General features: G+C 73.1%; 15 protein-coding genes. 10 read left to right on the forward strand and 5 right to left on the reverse strand.

Annotated features, from left to right (window positions below; all coding sequences use genetic code 11):
• Window positions 1-59 precede the first annotated feature (59 nt).
• Complete coding sequence (locus GA0070603_RS24100; protein WP_091318197.1) at window positions 60-413, reverse strand: chorismate mutase; 354 nt, start codon at window positions 411-413, stop codon at window positions 60-62.
• Window positions 414-703: 290 nt separating this feature from the next.
• Between GA0070603_RS24100 and pcrA the strand changes: the two genes are divergently transcribed.
• Window positions 704-3,103 (forward strand): DNA helicase PcrA, encoded by a 2,400-nt coding sequence (pcrA, locus tag GA0070603_RS24105; protein ID WP_091318199.1) that lies wholly within the window; start codon window positions 704-706, stop codon window positions 3,101-3,103.
• Between the two features lie 60 nt (window positions 3,104-3,163).
• Here pcrA and GA0070603_RS24110 read toward each other — a convergent pair whose 3' ends face one another.
• Both GA0070603_RS24110 and GA0070603_RS24115 read right to left on the reverse strand, forming a co-directional pair.
• Window positions 3,164-3,928, reverse strand: a complete 765-nt coding sequence (locus tag GA0070603_RS24110) for a M23 family metallopeptidase (protein WP_244282599.1) — start codon at window positions 3,926-3,928, stop codon at window positions 3,164-3,166.
• Between the two features lie 262 nt (window positions 3,929-4,190).
• Window positions 4,191-4,904 (reverse strand): M23 family metallopeptidase, encoded by a 714-nt coding sequence (locus GA0070603_RS24115; RefSeq protein ID WP_091318205.1) that lies wholly within the window; start codon window positions 4,902-4,904, stop codon window positions 4,191-4,193.
• A gap of 386 nt (window positions 4,905-5,290) precedes the next feature.
• Between GA0070603_RS24115 and icmB the strand changes: the two genes are divergently transcribed.
• The 4 genes from icmB to sucD all read left to right on the forward strand — a co-directional run bounded on the left by icmB (window position 5,291) and on the right by sucD (window position 9,146).
• Window positions 5,291-5,695, forward strand: coding sequence for a coenzyme B12-dependent isobutyryl CoA mutase small subunit (gene icmB, locus GA0070603_RS24120; RefSeq protein WP_091318208.1), 405 nt, complete (start codon window positions 5,291-5,293; stop codon window positions 5,693-5,695).
• A 364-nt stretch (window positions 5,696-6,059) separates the two neighbouring features.
• The gene (locus tag GA0070603_RS24125) at window positions 6,060-6,893 is read left to right on the forward strand and encodes a hypothetical protein (protein WP_091318211.1); all 834 of its coding nucleotides are present in this window, start codon (window positions 6,060-6,062) and stop codon (window positions 6,891-6,893) included.
• A 184-nt stretch (window positions 6,894-7,077) separates the two neighbouring features.
• Window positions 7,078-8,256, forward strand: coding sequence for an ADP-forming succinate--CoA ligase subunit beta (sucC, locus tag GA0070603_RS24130; RefSeq protein ID WP_091318213.1), 1,179 nt, complete (start codon window positions 7,078-7,080; stop codon window positions 8,254-8,256).
• Between the two features lie 2 nt (window positions 8,257-8,258).
• On the forward strand, window positions 8,259-9,146 hold the full coding sequence (gene sucD, locus GA0070603_RS24135) for a succinate--CoA ligase subunit alpha (RefSeq protein WP_091262595.1): 888 nt from the start codon (window positions 8,259-8,261) through the stop codon (window positions 9,144-9,146).
• A gap of 57 nt (window positions 9,147-9,203) precedes the next feature.
• Here sucD and GA0070603_RS24140 read toward each other — a convergent pair whose 3' ends face one another.
• Window positions 9,204-9,473, reverse strand: coding sequence for a hypothetical protein (locus GA0070603_RS24140; protein ID WP_091318216.1), 270 nt, complete (start codon window positions 9,471-9,473; stop codon window positions 9,204-9,206).
• A gap of 159 nt (window positions 9,474-9,632) precedes the next feature.
• Here GA0070603_RS24140 and GA0070603_RS24145 point away from each other — a divergent pair, with 159 nt between their 5' ends.
• Window positions 9,633-10,964, forward strand: coding sequence for a cell division protein PerM (locus tag GA0070603_RS24145; RefSeq protein WP_091318219.1), 1,332 nt, complete (start codon window positions 9,633-9,635; stop codon window positions 10,962-10,964).
• Window positions 10,965-11,026: 62 nt separating this feature from the next.
• Here GA0070603_RS24145 and GA0070603_RS32425 read toward each other — a convergent pair whose 3' ends face one another.
• Entirely contained in the window at window positions 11,027-11,653 is a 627-nt protein-coding gene (locus GA0070603_RS32425; protein WP_091318222.1) for a DUF4190 domain-containing protein, read from the reverse strand.
• 248 nt (window positions 11,654-11,901) lie between these two features.
• Here GA0070603_RS32425 and purN point away from each other — a divergent pair, with 248 nt between their 5' ends.
• The 4 genes from purN (at window position 11,902) to GA0070603_RS24170 (ending at window position 17,637) form a co-directional block, all read left to right on the forward strand.
• The gene (gene purN / locus GA0070603_RS24155; RefSeq protein ID WP_091318225.1) at window positions 11,902-12,522 is read left to right on the forward strand and encodes a phosphoribosylglycinamide formyltransferase; all 621 of its coding nucleotides are present in this window, start codon (window positions 11,902-11,904) and stop codon (window positions 12,520-12,522) included.
• Entirely contained in the window at window positions 12,519-14,090 is a 1,572-nt protein-coding gene (purH, locus tag GA0070603_RS24160; protein ID WP_091318228.1) for a bifunctional phosphoribosylaminoimidazolecarboxamide formyltransferase/IMP cyclohydrolase, read from the forward strand. The genes purN and purH overlap by 4 nt, the downstream gene beginning before the upstream one ends.
• A 260-nt stretch (window positions 14,091-14,350) precedes the next feature.
• Window positions 14,351-14,827 (forward strand): hypothetical protein, encoded by a 477-nt coding sequence (locus GA0070603_RS24165; RefSeq protein ID WP_091318230.1) that lies wholly within the window; start codon window positions 14,351-14,353, stop codon window positions 14,825-14,827.
• A 176-nt stretch (window positions 14,828-15,003) separates the two neighbouring features.
• A complete protein-coding gene (locus GA0070603_RS24170; protein ID WP_208862943.1) occupies window positions 15,004-17,637 on the forward strand; it encodes a beta propeller repeat protein in 2,634 nt (877 codons plus the stop codon).
• Window positions 17,638-17,684: the final 47 nt, after the last annotated feature.

Consider the following 17,684-nt stretch of genomic DNA (forward strand, 5'->3'; position numbering starts at 1 on the left):
GTCACAGCGACGCCGGCAGGCGGTTCGTCGTATCCGGCGGCTGCCGCGCCGCCGGGCCCTCACAGCGGCCCGCGGCCGGCGCGCAGCAGCAGGAGTGCGAGCTGGGTGCCGTCCGCGCCGAGCGCCTTGCGGAACCGCTCCAGGATCTCCCGTTCGCGGGAGAGCACGAGGCGGGTGCCGCCGGAGGCCATCCGGGTGGCCCCGACCTCCTGGGACAGCGCGGCCCGCTCCTGCCAGAGCGCGATGATCGTGCGGTCGATCTCGTCGATCCGCTCCCGGATCTCGCTGATCCGCTCGGCCGCCGCCGAGTCGCCGGTGCCGGTCCGGGCCGCCGCGGCCCCGGTCGGGTCACCGCCGGCGGGCCCGTCGTGCCGCGCCAGGCCGCCGCTGGACTCCACCACGTCAGTCATCATCGTCGTACCCCTCGGGGTCTCGGGCCCGGTACCCGGATCCCGGGACGGAAAAGCCCCGGGCTCCAGGAGCCCGGGGCTTTTCGTAGGTCTGTGATCAGGCGCGACCCACGGCTGCCGGACTCCCGGTGCCGTAGTAAAAGTAGAAGCGCTGACCGAACACGCCGTCGAGTATGCCGACCCGCGGGGCGGGGGCGCAAGGAAACCCGCCAACAGGTGGGACGTGACGCCTTCGTCTCGTCGGGGCCGCGTGGGCGGGAAGTGTCCGGCTGTCGGCATAGACTCGCCGTGCGATGCATCCTCTCTTCGACATCCCCGCGTCCCCGCCCGCGCCGGAGCCCCGGCCGACCCCGCCGCACCGGCCCGGGGGTCGGCACGCGGACCCGCAGGCACTCCTCGCCGGCCTGAACGGCCCCCAGCGGGACGCGGTGACCCACGCCGGTTCCCCGCTGCTCATCGTCGCCGGCGCCGGCTCCGGCAAGACCCGGGTGCTGACCAACCGGATCGCCTACCTGCTCGGCGCGCGGGACGTCCACCCCGGCGAGATCATCGCGATCACCTTCACCAACAAGGCCGCCGGCGAGATGAAGGAACGGGTGGCCGCGCTCGTCGGCCCGCGTGCCCGGTTGATGTGGGTCTCGACCTTCCACTCGGCCTGCGTCCGGATCCTGCGCGCCGAGCACGAGCACGCCGGCCTGAAGTCCACCTTCTCGATCTACGACGCGGACGACTCCCGCCGGCTCATGCAGATGGTCGCCCGGGAGCTCGACCTGGACCCGAAGCGCTACCCGGCGCGCGGCCTGGCCGCCCAGGTCTCCAACCTGAAGAACGAGCTGGTCGACCCGGAGGAGTTCGCCGGCCGGGCCAAGGGCCCCAACGAGCGGGCGCTGGCCGAGGCGTACACGCTCTACCAGCGGCGGCTGCGCGAGGCGCACGCGCTGGACTTCGACGACCTCATCATGACGACGGTGCACCTGCTCCAGTCGCACCCGCACGTCGCGGAGAGCTACCGGCGCCGGTTCCGGCACGTGCTTGTCGACGAGTACCAGGACACCAACCACGCCCAGTACGTGCTGATCAAGGAGCTGGTCTCCGGCACGGAGGGCATCCCGCCGGCCGAGCTCTGCGTGGTCGGAGACGCCGACCAGTCGATCTACGCGTTCCGCGGCGCCACCATCCGCAACATCCTGGAGTTCGAGCGGGACTTCACCGACGCGCGGACGATCCTGCTGGAGCAGAACTACCGCTCCACCCAGACCATCCTCAACGCCGCCAACGCGGTGATCGACCGGAACACCTCCCGCAAGCCCAAGCGGCTGTGGAGCGACGCCGGGGCCGGCGAGCAGATCGTCGGCTACGTGGCCGACACCGAGCACGCCGAGGCGGACTGGGTGGCCCGGGAGATCGACCGGCTGGTCGACGCGGGCGACACCCGCCCGGGCGACGTGGCCGTGTTCTACCGCACCAACGCCATGTCCCGGGTCTTCGAGGAGGTGTTCATCCGGGTCGGCCTGCCCTACAAGGTGGTCGGCGGGGTGCGCTTCTACGAGCGCAAGGAGGTCCGCGACGCGCTGGCCTACCTGCGCGCCGTTGTCAACGACGACGACACGGTCAGCCTGCGGCGGATCCTCAACACCCCGCGCCGGGGCATCGGGGAGCGGGCCGAGGCGTGCGTCGAGGCGCTGGCCGGCCGCGACCGGATCTCCTTCGGCGCGGCGCTGCGCCGGGCCAAGGACGCCCCGGGCATCTCCACCCGGGCCGCCAACGGCATCGCCGAGTTCGTCGCGCTGCTCGACGACGCGCGCGAGCTGGCCGCCACCGGCACCCCGGAGGAGGTGCTGGAGGCCGTGCTGACCCGCTCGGGCTACCTGGCCGAGCTGGAGGAGAGCCTCGACCCGCAGGACGCCGGCCGGGTGGACAACCTCCAGGAACTGGTGAGCGTCGCCCGGGAGTACACCGAGCGGATCGAGGCGCTGGGCGAGGAGGACGAGCGGGCCACCCTGGCCGGCTTCCTGGAGCAGGTGGCGCTGGTCGCCGACGCCGACCAGATCCCCGCCGACGACCCGGACCACCAGGGTGTCGTGACCCTCATGACCCTGCACACCGCCAAGGGGCTGGAGTTCCCGGTGGTGTTCCTCAGCGGCCTGGAGGACGGCGTCTTCCCGCACCTGCGCTCGCTGGGCGACACCCGCGAGCTGGAGGAGGAGCGGCGGCTGGCGTACGTGGGCATCACCCGGGCCCGGCAGCGCCTCTACCTGTCCCGGGCGGTCACCCGCTCGGCGTGGGGCGCGCCGGCCTACAACCCGCCGTCGCGCTTCCTGGAGGAGCTACCGACCGAGCTGGTCCGCTGGGAGCGCACCGAGGGGTCGTACACCTCGTGGGCCGGTGGGGGCGGCGGCGTCGGCGGCCGGGCGGACCGGGTGCCCGGCGGGCGCGGCGGCTTCACCGGGGGCACGCCCAAGGCGACCCAGCTCGCCAAGCGGCTCGGGGTCGACGCCAGCCGGCTGGCCACCGCCAGCGAGCTGAAGCAGGCCCCCAAGGTCTCGGTGGGCGACCGGGTCAACCACCAGCGCTACGGCCTCGGCCGGGTGCTGGCGGTCGAGGGGCACGGGCCGGGCGCCCGTGCGCAGATCGACTTCGGCGACCAGACCATGTGGCTGGTCCTCCGGCACGCCCCGATCGACAAGCTCTGAGCCGAGTGAGGCCCGGTCCGGCGATGTGCCGGACCGGGCCCCTCCCTCGTGCCGTGGCCGTCAGCAGGCCACGTCGATGCCCCGGGCGCGCAGGAACGGCGCCGGGTCGATCTGGTTCCACATGGCGCCCTTGTGCACCTCGAAGTGCAGGTGCGGGCCGGTGGAGTCGCCGGTGGAGCCCTCGTACCCGATGACCTGACCGGCCGTCACCCTGTCGCCGACGCTGACGATCAGCCGGCTCTGGTGGGCGTAGTGGGTCAGGTAGCCGTTGCCGTGGTCGACGAAGACGGAGTTGCCGTAGCCGTCGCCGGCGTTGCCGGCCTTGACCACGGTGCCCGCCGCGGCGGCGTGGATCGGGGTGCCGGCCGGCATGGCGAAGTCGATGCCGGCGTGCAGGGTGCCCCACCGCTGCCCGAAGCAGGAGGTGATCTCGGCGCCCTTCATGGGGATGACCCAGGCCGGCTTCGGCTTGGTGGTCTTCTTCGGCTTGGGGGCGGTCCTCGTCGGCTTCGGGCTGGCCGTGCTCGGGCTCGGCGACGGGCTGGCCGGGGTGGCCGAGGGGGTGACCGGGGCGGTCGACTCGCGGGTCGAGCGGTCGGCGCGGGCGGCGGCCTCAGCGCGCGCCTGGGCGTCGAAGTCGACGGCGGCGGGGGTCGGGGTGCCGTGGTCGACGGTGGCGACGGAAACACCGCCGACGCCGAGGCCCAGCAGGGCCACCGCGCCGACGACGACATATGCGGTACGCCGGACGGGGCGCTGGCGCCGGTGCCGGGCGGGAGCGTTGTCCGGGGTGTTCTCGTTCTGGATGGAGCTGTCTTCCTGCACGGAAACCTTCATCAGTCGAGGGGCACGTGACCTCGAAATACTGGTGTCGGCCGGCAGGTCGCCGGGTACGGGGCTCCGGGGAGTCGGTGGGGCCGCTGACGGTGCCTGTCCGGGTTTGTTCTGACTTGACCGGTTTGCGGCGGTAAACGATCATGGCGAGCTGTGGTACCGGCCACAATCGTCGATGTGACCCGGCAGACTTTGGCGCAGACAAAACCGCCCGGATCGACTGATCCGGGCGGTCAACGGGCGATACGCAGCGTCAGGACGCGGCTACCTCGCTGTAGATTGCCTCGACTTCGAGCTGGATGTCCACTCCGCGCTCCTTGAGCCACGGCACCGGGTCGAGCGGCTGGCCGTTGACATGGATCTCCAGGTGCAGGTGCGAGCCGTAGGAGTGGCCGGTGTTGCCGACCAGGCCGAGCTGGTCGCCCGCCTTCACCTGCTGGCCCTCCTTGACGGTCACCGCCGAGGAGTGGCCGTAGATGGCCTCGCTGCCGTCCGCGTGCCGGACGATCACCGCGTAGCCGTAGCCACCGAACCAGCCGGCCTTGGTGACCTGGCCGTCGTGGATCGCGCGGTAGGGCGTGCCCTCCGGGGCGACCAGGTCGATGCCGGTGTGCAGCTTGCCCCAGCGCATGCCGTAGGGCGACTGGAAGTCGTAGCCGTGCAGGGGGAGCAGCCAGGTGTCCTGCTCGGTGGCGGTCTTGCCGCCGGCGCGGTCGTCACGGGTGGCGCGGTTCGCGCTGTCGGCCCGGGCCGCGGCGTCCTGGCTGGTGATCGAGGCCTGCTTGAGCTCGTCGAGGACCGACGGGCTGACGCTCTTGGCGTCGGGGAGGGCGTTCGCGCCGAGGGCGACGATGCCGGCGCCCACGAAGGCGGTGGTCACGACCGCGGCGTAGCGGCTCCGCGGGGGGGTGGGTACGCGGCGGCGGCCGCGATATCTATCGGGCTCAGACGACAGGCGCTGGCGCACGCACACCCTCCGTTGTCGGGGATCCGATGCGACTCCGGACCGTTCGGTGAAGCTCGGTCGAACCTCCGGTGTCGCGTCGTCACCCGTCCGTGGACCTGATGACAACCGTGGACACGTTAGCCAACCGCCACTCCTGTCACAAGCCGAAGCGCCGAATTGGCGTTTCGTTCTGTCCGTTTCCATCCGCTCTTGTCATAGCTCGTGCCCCCGGTCGGGTGGCCCCGCAACTGCCCGTTCGTCGCGGACAGTGACCGATCGGCGGAGGTGTCCGGCTTCCCGCGAACAGGGTGGGGCGGTAAGGCGCAGCCCGGGTTTCCGGCCCCGGGCGGGGCGGGTTACCGTTCGTTCAGGTCAGGAGTGCCGGAGCCGGTGAAAGGTGTGCGCTGATGAGCTCTCGTATCCGGGTCGTCGTCGCGAAGCCCGGCCTGGACGGCCACGACCGAGGCGCGAAGGTCGTCGCCCGTGCCCTGCGTGACGCGGGCATGGAGGTCATCTACACCGGCCTGCACCAGACCCCGGAGCAGATCGTGGAGACCGCGATCCAGGAGGACGCCGACGCGGTCGGCCTCTCGGTGCTGTCCGGCGCGCACATGACCCTCTTCAAGCGGGTCCTCGAACTGCTCGCCGAGCGCGACGCTGCCGACATCGTGGTCTTCGGCGGCGGCATCATCCCGGACGCCGACATCCCGGAACTCCAGCGGCTCGGCGTCGCCAAGATCTTCACCCCCGGCGCCACCACGCAGTCGATCGTGGAGTGGGTCCGGGAGAACGTCGCCCAGCCGGTCGCCTGACCCGCGGGTCGCCACGTGCCGGCCCGAGGTGGGCGGATCGCCGGTGTGCGGACAGGGGGAGGGGCCGGACGCACCCCTCACACGCCCGGCCCCTCTATGCACGATGCCCCGCCGCCACCCCTCGACCGACAGGGCATCGGCCGCTCCCGTCGTCGCGCCTGACCAGCGCTCCGACATCAGACTCAACGACGCCCCCAACAGGGGGTTACGCCTGTTCCACAACATCCCCCGGACGGCTGACGGCCCGCGTCCCGGACACCTCGGACGGGCCGCTTTCCAGGGACCTCGCGGTGTGGGCCCGGGTCGTATCGTGTGCCTGCCCGGACCGCGTCCCGCGGTCGACGACCCCCGCCGGGAGCCCGCCGTGACCCAGCCGCCGTACCCGCAGCCCGACCCCGCCGGCGGCCCGCCCCCACCGCCCGCGGGGTGGCCGGCGCCCCAGCAGCCCGGCCAGGGCTGGCCCCCGCCGCAGCAACAGGGCCCTGGTTGGCCCGCGCCGCCGCAGCCCGCCCAGCCCGGCCAGGGCTGGCCCGCGTCGCAGCAGCCGGCCCCGGGCGGCTGGGCCGCCCCGCACCAGCAGCCCGCGCCCGGCTGGCCGGCCGCGCCGCCGGCGTACCCCTTCGGGGTCGGGCCGGCGCAGCCGCCGCCGACGGCGAAGCGGATCCCGGAGGACCTGCCGTTCGTGGTCCGGCCGAGCCTGCGCAAGCGGGCGCTGACCCTCGGGTTGGTGACCCTGGTGGTCGGGCTGGTGATCGCCTGCCCGATCGGCCTGGCCGCGTCGTCCGAGGGCGGCGGCCTCGGGCTGCTCTTCATCATCCCGGTGGTGCTGCTCTTCTTCGTCGTGCCGGTCGGCCTCCAGCTCTGGCTGGTCTCCTCCGGCGGCCCGGTGCTCGCGCTCGGGCCGGCGGGGCTGTGGATCAAGACGCGGCCGACCCGGGGGCAGGCGATCTGGCTGCCGTGGGAGGCGATCGACCGGATCTACCTGCGGCGGTGGGCGCTGGAGAAGATGCTCTGCGTCAAGCCGCGCGACCCGCGGGTCGGCAGCGGGCTGGGGGCGTTCACCGCGCTCGACTCGGGGATGCAGCAGGCGTTCTTCGGCACCGGCTTCACCGCCACGGTCAACCACGCCGACCGCGGCGAGGACGAGATCATGCGAGCCGTGGTCGGATACGCGGCCGGTCGCTGCCGGGTGGGCTGAGCCCGGCGCGGCACAGACGGCTGTGCATTACCGCACACCGTGCACCCGCTCGGTTGCCGCCGGTTCCCATCTCGTTAGGCTGCGGCAAATGACCTGTCTCATCTGATGACAGGCGTCAAACTGATTTTCCAACGCTGGTGGCGGCGCGACGGCGCGCCGCGGAGACGGGACGGGACGCGCAATCGTGGACCTGTACGAGTACCAGGGGCGGGACCTGTTCGAGCGGCACGGCTTGCCCGTGCTCGCCGGCGGCGTCGCCACTACCCCGGAGGAGGCCCGCGCGATCGCCGAGCGCCTCGGCGGCCGGGTGGTCGTCAAGGCGCAGGTGAAGGTCGGCGGCCGCGGCAAGGCCGGCGGCGTGAAGCTGGCCGAGGGCGCGGAGGAGACGGTGGCCCGTGCCACCGACATCCTCGGCATGGACATCAAGGGTCACACGGTCCACAAGGTCATGATCACCGTGACCGCGGACGTGGCCGAGGAGTACTACTTCTCGTACCTGCTCGACCGGGCGAACCGCACCTTCCTCTGCATCGCCAGCGTCGCCGGCGGCATGGACATCGAGCAGGTCGCCGCCGAGACCCCCGAGAAGGTCGTCAAGGCCCCGATCGACGCGAACACCGGCGTGGACGAGGCCAAGGCGCGCGAGATCGTGAGCGCGGCCGGCTTCCCGGCCGAGGTCGCCGACCAGGTGGTCGAGGTCGCGGTCAAGCTGTGGCAGGCGTTCGTCGCCGAGGACGCCACGCTGGTCGAGGTGAACCCGCTGGCCACGACCAAGGACGGCAAGCTGCTGCTGCTGGACGCCAAGGTCACCCTCGACGAGAACGCCGCGTTCCGGCACCCGGACCACGAGGCCCTGGTCGACCAGGCGTCGGTGGACCCGCTGGAGCAGGCCGCCAAGGAGAAGGACCTCAACTACGTCAAGCTCGACGGCGAGGTCGGCATCATCGGCAACGGCGCGGGCCTGGTCATGTCCACGCTCGACGTGGTCGCGTACGCCGGTGAGCGGCACGGCGGCGTGAAGCCGGCCAACTTCCTCGACATCGGCGGCGGCGCGAGCGCCGAGGTCATGGCGAACGGCCTGGAGATCGTGCTCTCCGACCCGTCGGTGAAGAGCGTCTTCGTCAACGTCTTCGGCGGCATCACCGCCTGCGACGCGGTCGCCAACGGCATCGTGCAGGCGCTGGCGCTGCTCGAGCAGCGCGGCGAGAAGGCCACCAAGCCGCTCGTCGTCCGTCTCGACGGCAACAACGCCGAGGCCGGTCGGGCGATCCTCGACGGCGCGAACAACCCGCTGATCCAGCGGGTCGACACCATGGACGGCGCGGCCGAGCGGGCCGCCGAGCTGGCAGCTGCGGGGGTCTGACAATGGCTATCTGGCTGACCAAGGACTCCAAGGTCATCGTGCAGGGGATGACCGGTTCCGAGGGTTCCAAGCACACCCGGCGGATGCTCGCCGCCGGCACCAACGTCGTCGGCGGCGTCAACCCGCGCAAGGCGGGCCAGAAGGTCGACTTCGACGGCACCGAGCTGCCGGTCTTCGCGTCCGTGGCGGACGCCATGAAGGAGACCGGGGCTGACGTCACGGTCATCTTCGTGCCGCCGCAGTTCACCAAGGCCGCGGTGGTCGAGGCCATCGACGCCGGCATCGACCTGGCCGTGGTGATCACCGAGGGCGTGCCGGTGCACGACACCGCCGCGTTCTGGGCGTACAACGTGGCCAAGGGCGAGCGGACCCGGATCATCGGCCCGAACTGCCCGGGCATCGCCTCGCCGGGCGCCTCCAACGCCGGCATCATCCCGGCCGACATCACCGGCTCCGGCCGGATCGGCCTGGTCAGCAAGAGCGGCACGCTGACCTACCAGATGATGTACGAGCTGCGTGACATCGGTTTCTCCACCTGCGTCGGCATCGGCGGTGACCCGATCATCGGGACCACCCACATCGACGCGCTGGCCGCCTTCGAGGCGGACCCGGAGACCGACGCGATCGTCATGATCGGTGAGATCGGTGGCGACGCCGAGGAGCGGGCGGCCGAGTTCATCAAGGCCAACGTCACCAAGCCGGTGGTCGGCTACATCGCCGGCTTCACCGCCCCGCCCGGCAAGACCATGGGCCACGCCGGCGCGATCATCTCCGGCTCGGCGGGCACCGCCGACGCCAAGAAGGCGGCGCTGGAGGCGGTCGGCGTGAAGGTCGGCAAGACCCCGACCGAGACCGCCAAGCTGATGCGGGAGATCATGTCCGGCCGCTGAGCGGTCCCGTGACGTGCCGAGGGGGTCGACCGGGTCCGGTCGGCCCCCTCACGCTTCCTACCGGTACCAGTAGGGGGAGTAGTAGTTGCCCCGGGACCGGATGATGGCGCTGGCGATGAGGTTGATGACGCCGAACGCGATGGCCAGCCAGCCGAGCAGCGGGGACCTGCCGAAGCGCTTCGCGTCCCGGATCGACAGGTAGCCGAAGACGATGCCGAGGATGCCGCAGCAGAGCAGGCCGGTGACGATCCCCAGGATGCCCCAGAGCGTGGTCCGGTCCCGGCCGGCGGCCGGTGGCGGCGGGGGCGGCGGATACGGAGCGTTCACGGCTTCCTCCGAGCGGTCGGTGCCGCGACAGGAAAGGTCGCGTCCTGGGCCGAGGCTAAACCGGATCGGGGCCCCCGAGCCGGTGGATCAGGGAACTCGCCGCCGTCCCGAGGCGGTATCGGACTGCCGTCGCCCGCGCGGCATGCCAGAGTAGAGCCGATGTCACGCGTCACCCCTGACCAGCCCCGCCGCCCCGCCGCCGAAGTCGCCGCCGGAGCCCGGCCGACCGGCCCTGCCGGGCCGGCGCCGCGGGTGCCCGCGCCCCGGTCGGGGGAGCCCCCGCGCGGCCGGGCCCCGCTGCCCGTCGCCGCCGGGGTCGCGGCCCTCTGGGCCGCCGTGACGTCCTGGTTGCCGGTCACCCTGGTGCTCGGCCTGGCCCAGCTCAGCGAGGACGCCGGCTCGCTGACCGGCGCGCTCCGCGCCGGCCTGGTCGGCTGGCTGCTCGGCCACGGCGTGCCGCTGGAGACCACCGCCGGGCCGCTCGGCCTGGCGCCGCTCGCCCTGACCGCCCTCGCCGTCTGGCGGCTCACCCGCGCCGGGGTGCACGTCAGCCGGGCCATCGGCGCCCGGGGCGGTCGCTCGCCCCGGCAGGCGCTCACCGTCGCGGTCGGGGTCGGGGTCGGGTACGCGCTGCTCGGCGCTCTCGCCGCGATCGTGGTCGGCGCGGGCGGGCCGCGCGTGTCCCCGGTCCGGGCCGGGCTGACCTTCGCGGTCCTCGGCGGGCTCGCCGCCCTGGCCGGCGCGCTGCGGACCACCGGCGTCTGGGTGCTGCTGGCCCGCCGCTCCCCGGCGGCGCTGCGCGACGGGCTGCGCACCGGGCTGGTCGCCGGCCTGCTGCTGCTCGGCGCGGGCGCCGGGGCCGCCGGGCTGGCCGTGGCGACCGGGGGCGGCGACGCGGCCGACATGATCGGCGCGTACCGGACGGGGGTGGCCGGTCAGGCGGGCATCACCCTGGTCAGCCTCGCGTACGCGCCGAACGCCACCGTCTGGTCGGCCAGTTACCTGCTCGGGCCCGGGTTCGCCGTCGGCACCGACACCGCCGTGCGGACCAGCGAGGTCTCCGTGGGCGCGCTGCCGGCCGTACCGTTGCTGGCCGGGCTGCCGCGTGGCCCGGTGGACGGGCTGGGCGCCGGGCTGCTCGCGGTGCCGGTGCTGGCCGCCATGGCGGCCGGCTGGCTGCTGGCCCGCCGGCTGCTGCGGGTCGCGGCCGAGGAACGCGCGCCGGTCGGGTGGTCGGCGCTGCTGGTCCCGGCGGCGCTCGCCGGCCCGGTCGCCGGTGCGCTGCTCGGCCTGGCCGCGGTGGCCTCCGGTGGTCCGCTGGGCGCCGGCCGGCTCGCCGAGATCGGCCCGTCGCCCTGGCCGGTGGCGGGCGTGGCCACCCTGGTGGTCGCTATCGGCGCGGTCCTCGGCGCCGCCGCCGGCCGCACCCTGAGCGGCGCACCCACCGCGCCCCGCCCGACGGCCCCGCCGCCCCGCCGCCCCGAGCGCTGACCGGCGCCGGAGACGGCGGAGGGGGCGCCGGCGGTGCCGGACGCCCCCTCGTGGGAGCCGGTTCAGGAACCGAGGTTGCTCAGGTTGATCGCGGCGCCGGCGATGGCGTTGATGATGCCGATGACCACACCGATGCCACCGCAGATGAGGGCGGCCTTGGCCTGGCCGGCGTTGTTCGCCTCGCCCGCCTGGACCTTCTTCTGGCCCATGACGCCGAGCACGATGCCGGCGACGCCGGCCGGGATGCCGATCAGCGGGCAGCAGAGGCCGAGCACGATCGAGGCGATACCGGCGATCATGCCGATCAGCCCGAGCGTGTTGTTCTGGCCGCCGCCGGTCGGGTAGCCGGCCGCCGGGTACTGGGGCGCCGCGCCGTACGGCTGCTGCTGCGCGTACGGGTCCTGGCCGTAGGGCTGGCCCGAGGTCGGCTGGCCGTACGGCTGGCCCGAGGTCGGCTGGCCGTACGGCTGGCCCGAGGTCGGCTGGCCGTACGGCTGGCCCGAGGTGGGCTGCTGGCCGTACTGCGGGGGCTGCGCGTACGGGTCCTGCCCGTACGGCTGGCCCGAGGTGGGCTGCTGGCCGTACTGGGGCGCCTGCGGGGGCTGGGCGTACGGGTCGTACTGCGGGGAGGTCGGGTCCTGGTTCGGCTGCTGGCCGTGCGGGTCCTGACCGGGGTAACCGGGCTGCATGTGGGGAGCGCTCCTCAAACTGGGGGTCGACGGTCCATGGTCGGTTGTGTGCCGCTCATCATTCCGCCCGGACACCGGGACGCCCGCGGCACACGGGCCCGGGACCAAGGTCACGATGCCGACGCCGGGCCGGGCGTGAGCACGGCACCGGGCGACGGCAGCGTATCGTGCCGACGCCACGAGGGAGATCACCCGAGGCGCGGCCGCCCGAGCGTCGGACACGCCAGCAGGCCCGATAGGGTTGCCGCGTGACCGAGCCCGCGTCCGTCGCCCGCCTCGTCGTCCTCGTCTCCGGCTCCGGCAGCAACCTCCAGGCCCTGCTGGATGCCGCCACCGACCCCGCGTACGGGGCCCGGGTGGTGGCCGTGGGCGCCGACCGCGACGGGATCGCCGGCCTGGACCGGGCCGCCGCGGCCGGCGTACCGGCCTTCGTGGAGCGGCTGAAGGACCACCCGACCCGCGAGGACTGGGACAGGGCGCTCACCGCCCGGGTCGCCGAGCACCGGCCGGACCTGGTGATCAGCGCCGGCTTCCTCAAGCTCGTCGGCCCGCACTTCCTGGCCGCGTTCGGCGACCGCTACCTGAACACGCACAACACCCTGCTGCCGGCGTTCCCCGGCATCCACGGTCCACGGGACGCGCTGGCGTACGGCGTGAAGGTCACCGGGGCCACCCTGTTCTTCGTCGACGCCGGGATGGACACCGGCCCGATCGTCGCCCAGGTCGCCGTGCCGGTGCTGGACGACGACGACGAGGAGACGCTCACCGAGCGCATCAAGTCCGCCGAGCGGCGCCAGCTCGTCGAGCAGGTCGGTCGGCTGGTCCGTGAAGGTTGGACGATCACCGGTAGAAAGGTCACCATTCCGTGAGTTCCACTGAGGACGTCCGGCGCCCGATCAAGCGGGCGCTGGTCAGCGTCTACGACAAGACCGGCCTGGTCGAGCTGGCCCGCGCCCTGCACGAGGCCGGGGTGGAGATCGTCTCGACGGGCAGCACCGCGTCGACGATCTCCGGCGCGGGCGTGCCGGTGACGCCGGTCGAGCAGGTGACCGGTTTCCCGGAGATCCTCGACGGCCGGGTCAAGACCCTGCACCCGAAGATCCACGGCGGACTCCTCGCCGACCTGCGCAAGGACGCGCACGCCGCCCAGCTCGACGAGCACGGCATCGCGGGCATCGACCTGCTGGTCTCCAACCTCTACCCGTTCCAGGCGACTGTCGCCTCCGGCGCGAGCCAGGACGAGTGCGTCGAGCAGATCGACATCGGCGGTCCGGCCATGGTCCGGGCCGCGGCCAAGAACCACGCCTCGGTGGCAGTCGTGACCGACCCGGCGGCGTACCCGGCGCTGCGGGACGCGCTCGCCGAGGGCGGCTTCACCCTGGCCCAGCGGCGGGCCCTCGCGGCCCGCGCGTTCGCCGACATCGCCGACTACGACGTGGCCGTCGCCGAGTGGTTCGCCCGCGAGCTGGCCCCGGCCGGCGACGGCTGGCCCGCGTTCGCCGGGCTGGCGCTGCGCCGCCAGGCGGTGCTGCGCTACGGCGAGAACCCGCACCAGGCGGCCGCGCTCTACGCCGACCCGGCCAGCCCCGCCGGCCTGGCCCAGGCCGAGCAGCTGCACGGCAAGGAGATGTCCTACAACAACTACGTCGACGCCGACGCCGCCTGGCGGGCCGCGAACGACTTCCCCGAGCAGCCGGCCGTGGCGATCATCAAGCACGCCAACCCGTGCGGCATCGCGGTCGGGGCCGACGTTGCCGAGGCGCACCGCCGGGCGCACGCCTGCGACCCGGTGTCCGCGTACGGCGGGGTGATCGCGGTCAACCGGCCGGTCTCGGTCGAGCTGGCCCGCCAGGTCGCGGAGATCTTCACCGAGGTGCTGGTGGCGCCCGGCTTCGACGAGGGCGCCCTGGAGATCCTCCGGGGGAAGAAGAACATCCGGCTGCTGCGGGCTCCCGCGTTCGACCCGCTGCCCGCCGAGTGGCGGCAGGTCACCGGCGGTGTGCTGGTGCAGCTGCGGGACCGCATCGACGCCCCGGGCGACGACCCGGCGAACTGGACGCTGGCCACCGGCGACGCGGCCGACGAGGCCACCCTGCGCGACCTGGCGTTCGCCTGGCGGGCGGTCCGCGCGGTGAAGAGCAACGCGATCCTGCTGGCCCGCGAGGGCGCGACCGTCGGCGTGGGGATGGGCCAGGTCAACCGGGTCGACTCGGCGCAGCTGGCGGTGAGCCGGGCCGGCGCCGAGCGCGCCCGCGGCTCGGTCTGCGCCTCGGACGCGTTCTTCCCGTTCGCCGACGGCCCGAAGATCCTCATCGAGGCCGGCGTCCGGGCCATCGTCCAGCCGGGCGGCTCGATCCGCGACGAGGAGACCATCGCCGCCTGCAAGGAGGCCGGAGTGACCATGTACCTCACCGGCACCCGGCACTTCTTCCACTGACCCGCGATCCGGGACGGGGGCGCGGTTGATCGGCCGCGCCCCTGTTTCATGTGTTGTCCGCCCCGGTTCCGACGATGTCACGAGTGGACGGCTGACCAGCCGAAAGGACGAGGGTCGACCGTTGCCGGGTTGTGAAAGTTGTTGCTAGCGTTGTCCCGCAGCAAGCGATCGACCCCTCCCGTTCTCTGCTCGATCCGCTCCCGCCCCGCGGCCGCCGCGCCGCCCGCTCGAGCGCCCTCCCGCCTCGGACAGGTTTGCCCATGCGCGCATTCGACCGGTTGAGCACCGTCGTGGCCGCGTTGGCGTTCGTCCTGGCGGGCCTGGGCGCGCCCGCCTGCCCGGAGAGCCACCGGCCCGGCGCGGTGGTCACCGCCGCGCACCTGTCGATCCACCACGTCGGCCACGCCGTCCTTCCACCGGACGGACAGGCCGTCGACACGGATGTCACTCCGCCGGACCGTCCCGCCCCCGCCGGCGACCCCCTTGCCGCCGGCGCGCCCCGCACGCCCGGCCACGCCCCGACGGAGCTGTGGACGGAGTTCTCGGGCGGGCCCTGCGGTGACCACCGCGCCGGCGTCACCGCCGGCGACGGACCCGACGACGTCGTTCCGGCCGCGCCCCCGCGGGTCGCCGGCACGCGGGAGCGGGTGGCCGTCGCGATCCACCGCCCCGAGCCGGCCCACCCGTTGCCGCCGCGCGGCACCCTGGCCACCCGCGGCCCACCGGCCTCCGCCTGACCCTGCCCGCGTCGCCCGCCGTACGGGACCCGAGGTCCGTCCGGGTGTTCCGCCGCGCGGGGTCCCGCTCGGACGGTTGTCCGTCCGCCCACCGGTAGGCGCCGTCGCGCCACCCGTCCCTGGTCTTCCGTCCCGGGCCGCCGGCCCGGTACCCCCTCGAATCCGGGAGGATTCACATGTCCACACTCCGCTGGCGCAAGCCGGCGACAATCGCGGGCGCGCTGGTGCTGACCGTCGCGCTCGGTGGCGTCGTCGCCACCAACCACGAGGTGCAGGAGAAGCTCGGCCTGGCCGAGGAACCCGGCGCCAACATGCCCTGGCACCCCAGGGAGTTCATGGAGATGGCGGCCGGCGAGTCGTCGGAGGAGGCCGGCGAGGAGGCCTTCGAGGCCCGCACCATCGCCGAGCAGTTCGCCCAGGCCCGCTACGCGCCGGGCATCGTCGCACCGGGGGCGTACGCCAACGCGTTGAGCCAGCTCAACGCGCTGCCGGCGACCAAGGGCACCTGGCGCGAGGTCACGAAGATCAAGTACGACGGCGACGACCCGCGCTACCGCGACTACGCGTCCAACTCCTCGGGCGGCGCCGGCCTGGTCACCGGCCGGATGACGGGCCTCGCCGCGGACAACAACGGGTTCGTGTACGCGGCCGGCGCCGACGGTGGCGTGTGGCGTTCCTCGACCGGCGGCGGGAGCTGGACGCCGATCGCGGACGCGCTGCCCACCCTGTCCAGCGGTGACGTCGTGCTCGCCGCGGACGGGTCGCTCTGGTACGCCACCGGTGAGGGGAACACGGGCGCCACCTCGTTCGTGGGCGCCGGCGTCTACCGGCTGGCCGACCCGCGGACCGGCGCCTTCAAGGCAACCGACCGGGTCGGCGGGTCCGAGTTGGAGAGCACGGTCATCAACAAGCTGCGCTTCTTCGACGGCAAGGTCTGGGCGGCCACCAACCGGGGCCTGTTCTCGCACGCGATGAGCAGCGGGTCCGGGTCCTGGAAGCTGGAGTTCGCGCCGAACCCGAGCTACCTGCCGGGCGGCGCCAACGCCGGTGAGGCGAACGCGGCGTACAAGAACATCGTCAACGACGTGGCGGGGGACCCCCGCAACGCGAAGCACGTGGTGGTGGCCTCGGCGTGGCGCTCGGGCGACACGTACAACGGCTTCTACGAGACCGCCGACTACACCGCCGGTGGCTGGGCCAAGGTCAACCCGACCGGTTCCATCCCGGCCGACGACATCGGGTACGTGACCTTCGCGTTCTCCGCCGACGGCGGCAAGCTGTACGCGATCAACCAGTCGCCGAAGCTGCTCAACAAGCCCGCCGGCAACGTGAACAGCTACCTGGACGGCATCTACGTCTCCAACAACGGCAACCCCGCCGGCCCGTGGAGCAAGATCGCCGACTCGTCGAAGCTGGGGAACTCCGGCTCGGCCCTCAAGCAGACGGTGATCGGCAAGGGCTACGGCCCGGGCATCCAGGCCTGGTACAACCAGTTCCTCACGGTGGACCCGGCCGACCCGAACCACGTCTGGGCCGGCCTGGAGGAGGTCTACGAGTCGTACGACGCGGGCGCCAACTGGAAGACCGTGGGTCCGTACTGGAACTTCGGTTTCGCCTGCTGGAACATCTACGACGCGCAGAACAAGTGCAGCAAGACCACCCACTCCGACCAGCACTCGGTGGCGGTCGGCAACGGGTTCGTCTACGTCGGCAACGACGGTGGCGTCTACCGCCGGCCGGTGCACGGCAAGACCGACAAGGACGGGCACGCCACCGACTGGCAGAGCCTCAACGACGGGACCATCGACGCGCTCCAGTACTACTCGGTGGCGCTGGGCCGGGACCCGGCGAAGGCCGGCACCATCGTCTCCGGCGGTCTCCAGGACAACGGCACCTCGATCCTGCGCCCCGGCGACACCGTGATGGGCTCGCACTTCGGCGGTGACGGCGGCGACTCCCAGGCCGACCCGGCGAACGGCTGCCGGCAGGTCCAGGAGTACACCAACCTGGCCATGCGGGTGACCGAGAACTGCAACGCCAACCCCGGCCCGGGCACCGCGGAGACCTCCACCTCGCGGGACATCCAGCCGTACACCTCGTCGCCGGGCGACGAGCCGGCCCGGTTCATCGCGCCGTTCGCGCCGGACGACCACGACGCCAACGTCTGGGTCGCCGGCGGCCAGCACGTGTGGGTCAACACCAAGGGCTACTCGATCAAGGACGGCAAGGGTTGGACCAACGTGTTCAACCTGGGCGCCGGCCACACGGCCACCTCGGTGGCGGTGTCCGGCGGGACGGCGTACGTCGGCTGGTGCGGCCCGTGCAACAACGCCGGGTTCGCCCGGGGCCTCGCCGTCGGCAAGGTCACCGACCCGTCGAGCTGGCACCAGGTCACCCTGCCGGGTGACTTCCCCAACCGGTTCCTCCAGGGCGTCGGGATCGACCCGGCGAACCCGTCGCACGCCTTCGTCGCGGTGAACGGCTTCTCCCGCCGGTTCACCGAGGGTCCGGGCGCCGGCTACGGCCACGTCTTCGAGACCACCGACGCGGGCGCGACCTGGAAGGACGTGTCGGCGAATCTGCCGGACGTGCCGGCCAGCTCGATCAAGGAACTGTCCACCGGCGCGCTGGTGCTCGCCACCGACCTCGCCACGTTCTACCGCGCGCCCGGCGCCACCGACTGGCAGCGGCTCGGCGCCGGCCTGCCGCTGACCGTCGGCATGGACGTCGAGTACAACGCGGCCGACAACTCGATCTACGTCGCGACCCACGGCCGCGGCATCTGGGCGTTCGGTCTCGCCCAGCTCTGACCGGCCACCTGTGCGGAGGCCCCGTCCCCCCTTCCTCCGGGGGACGG

The sequence above is a fragment of the Micromonospora chersina genome, from assembly GCF_900091475.1.
In the GTDB taxonomy this organism is placed as follows: Bacteria; Actinomycetota; Actinomycetes; order Mycobacteriales; family Micromonosporaceae; genus Micromonospora; species Micromonospora chersina.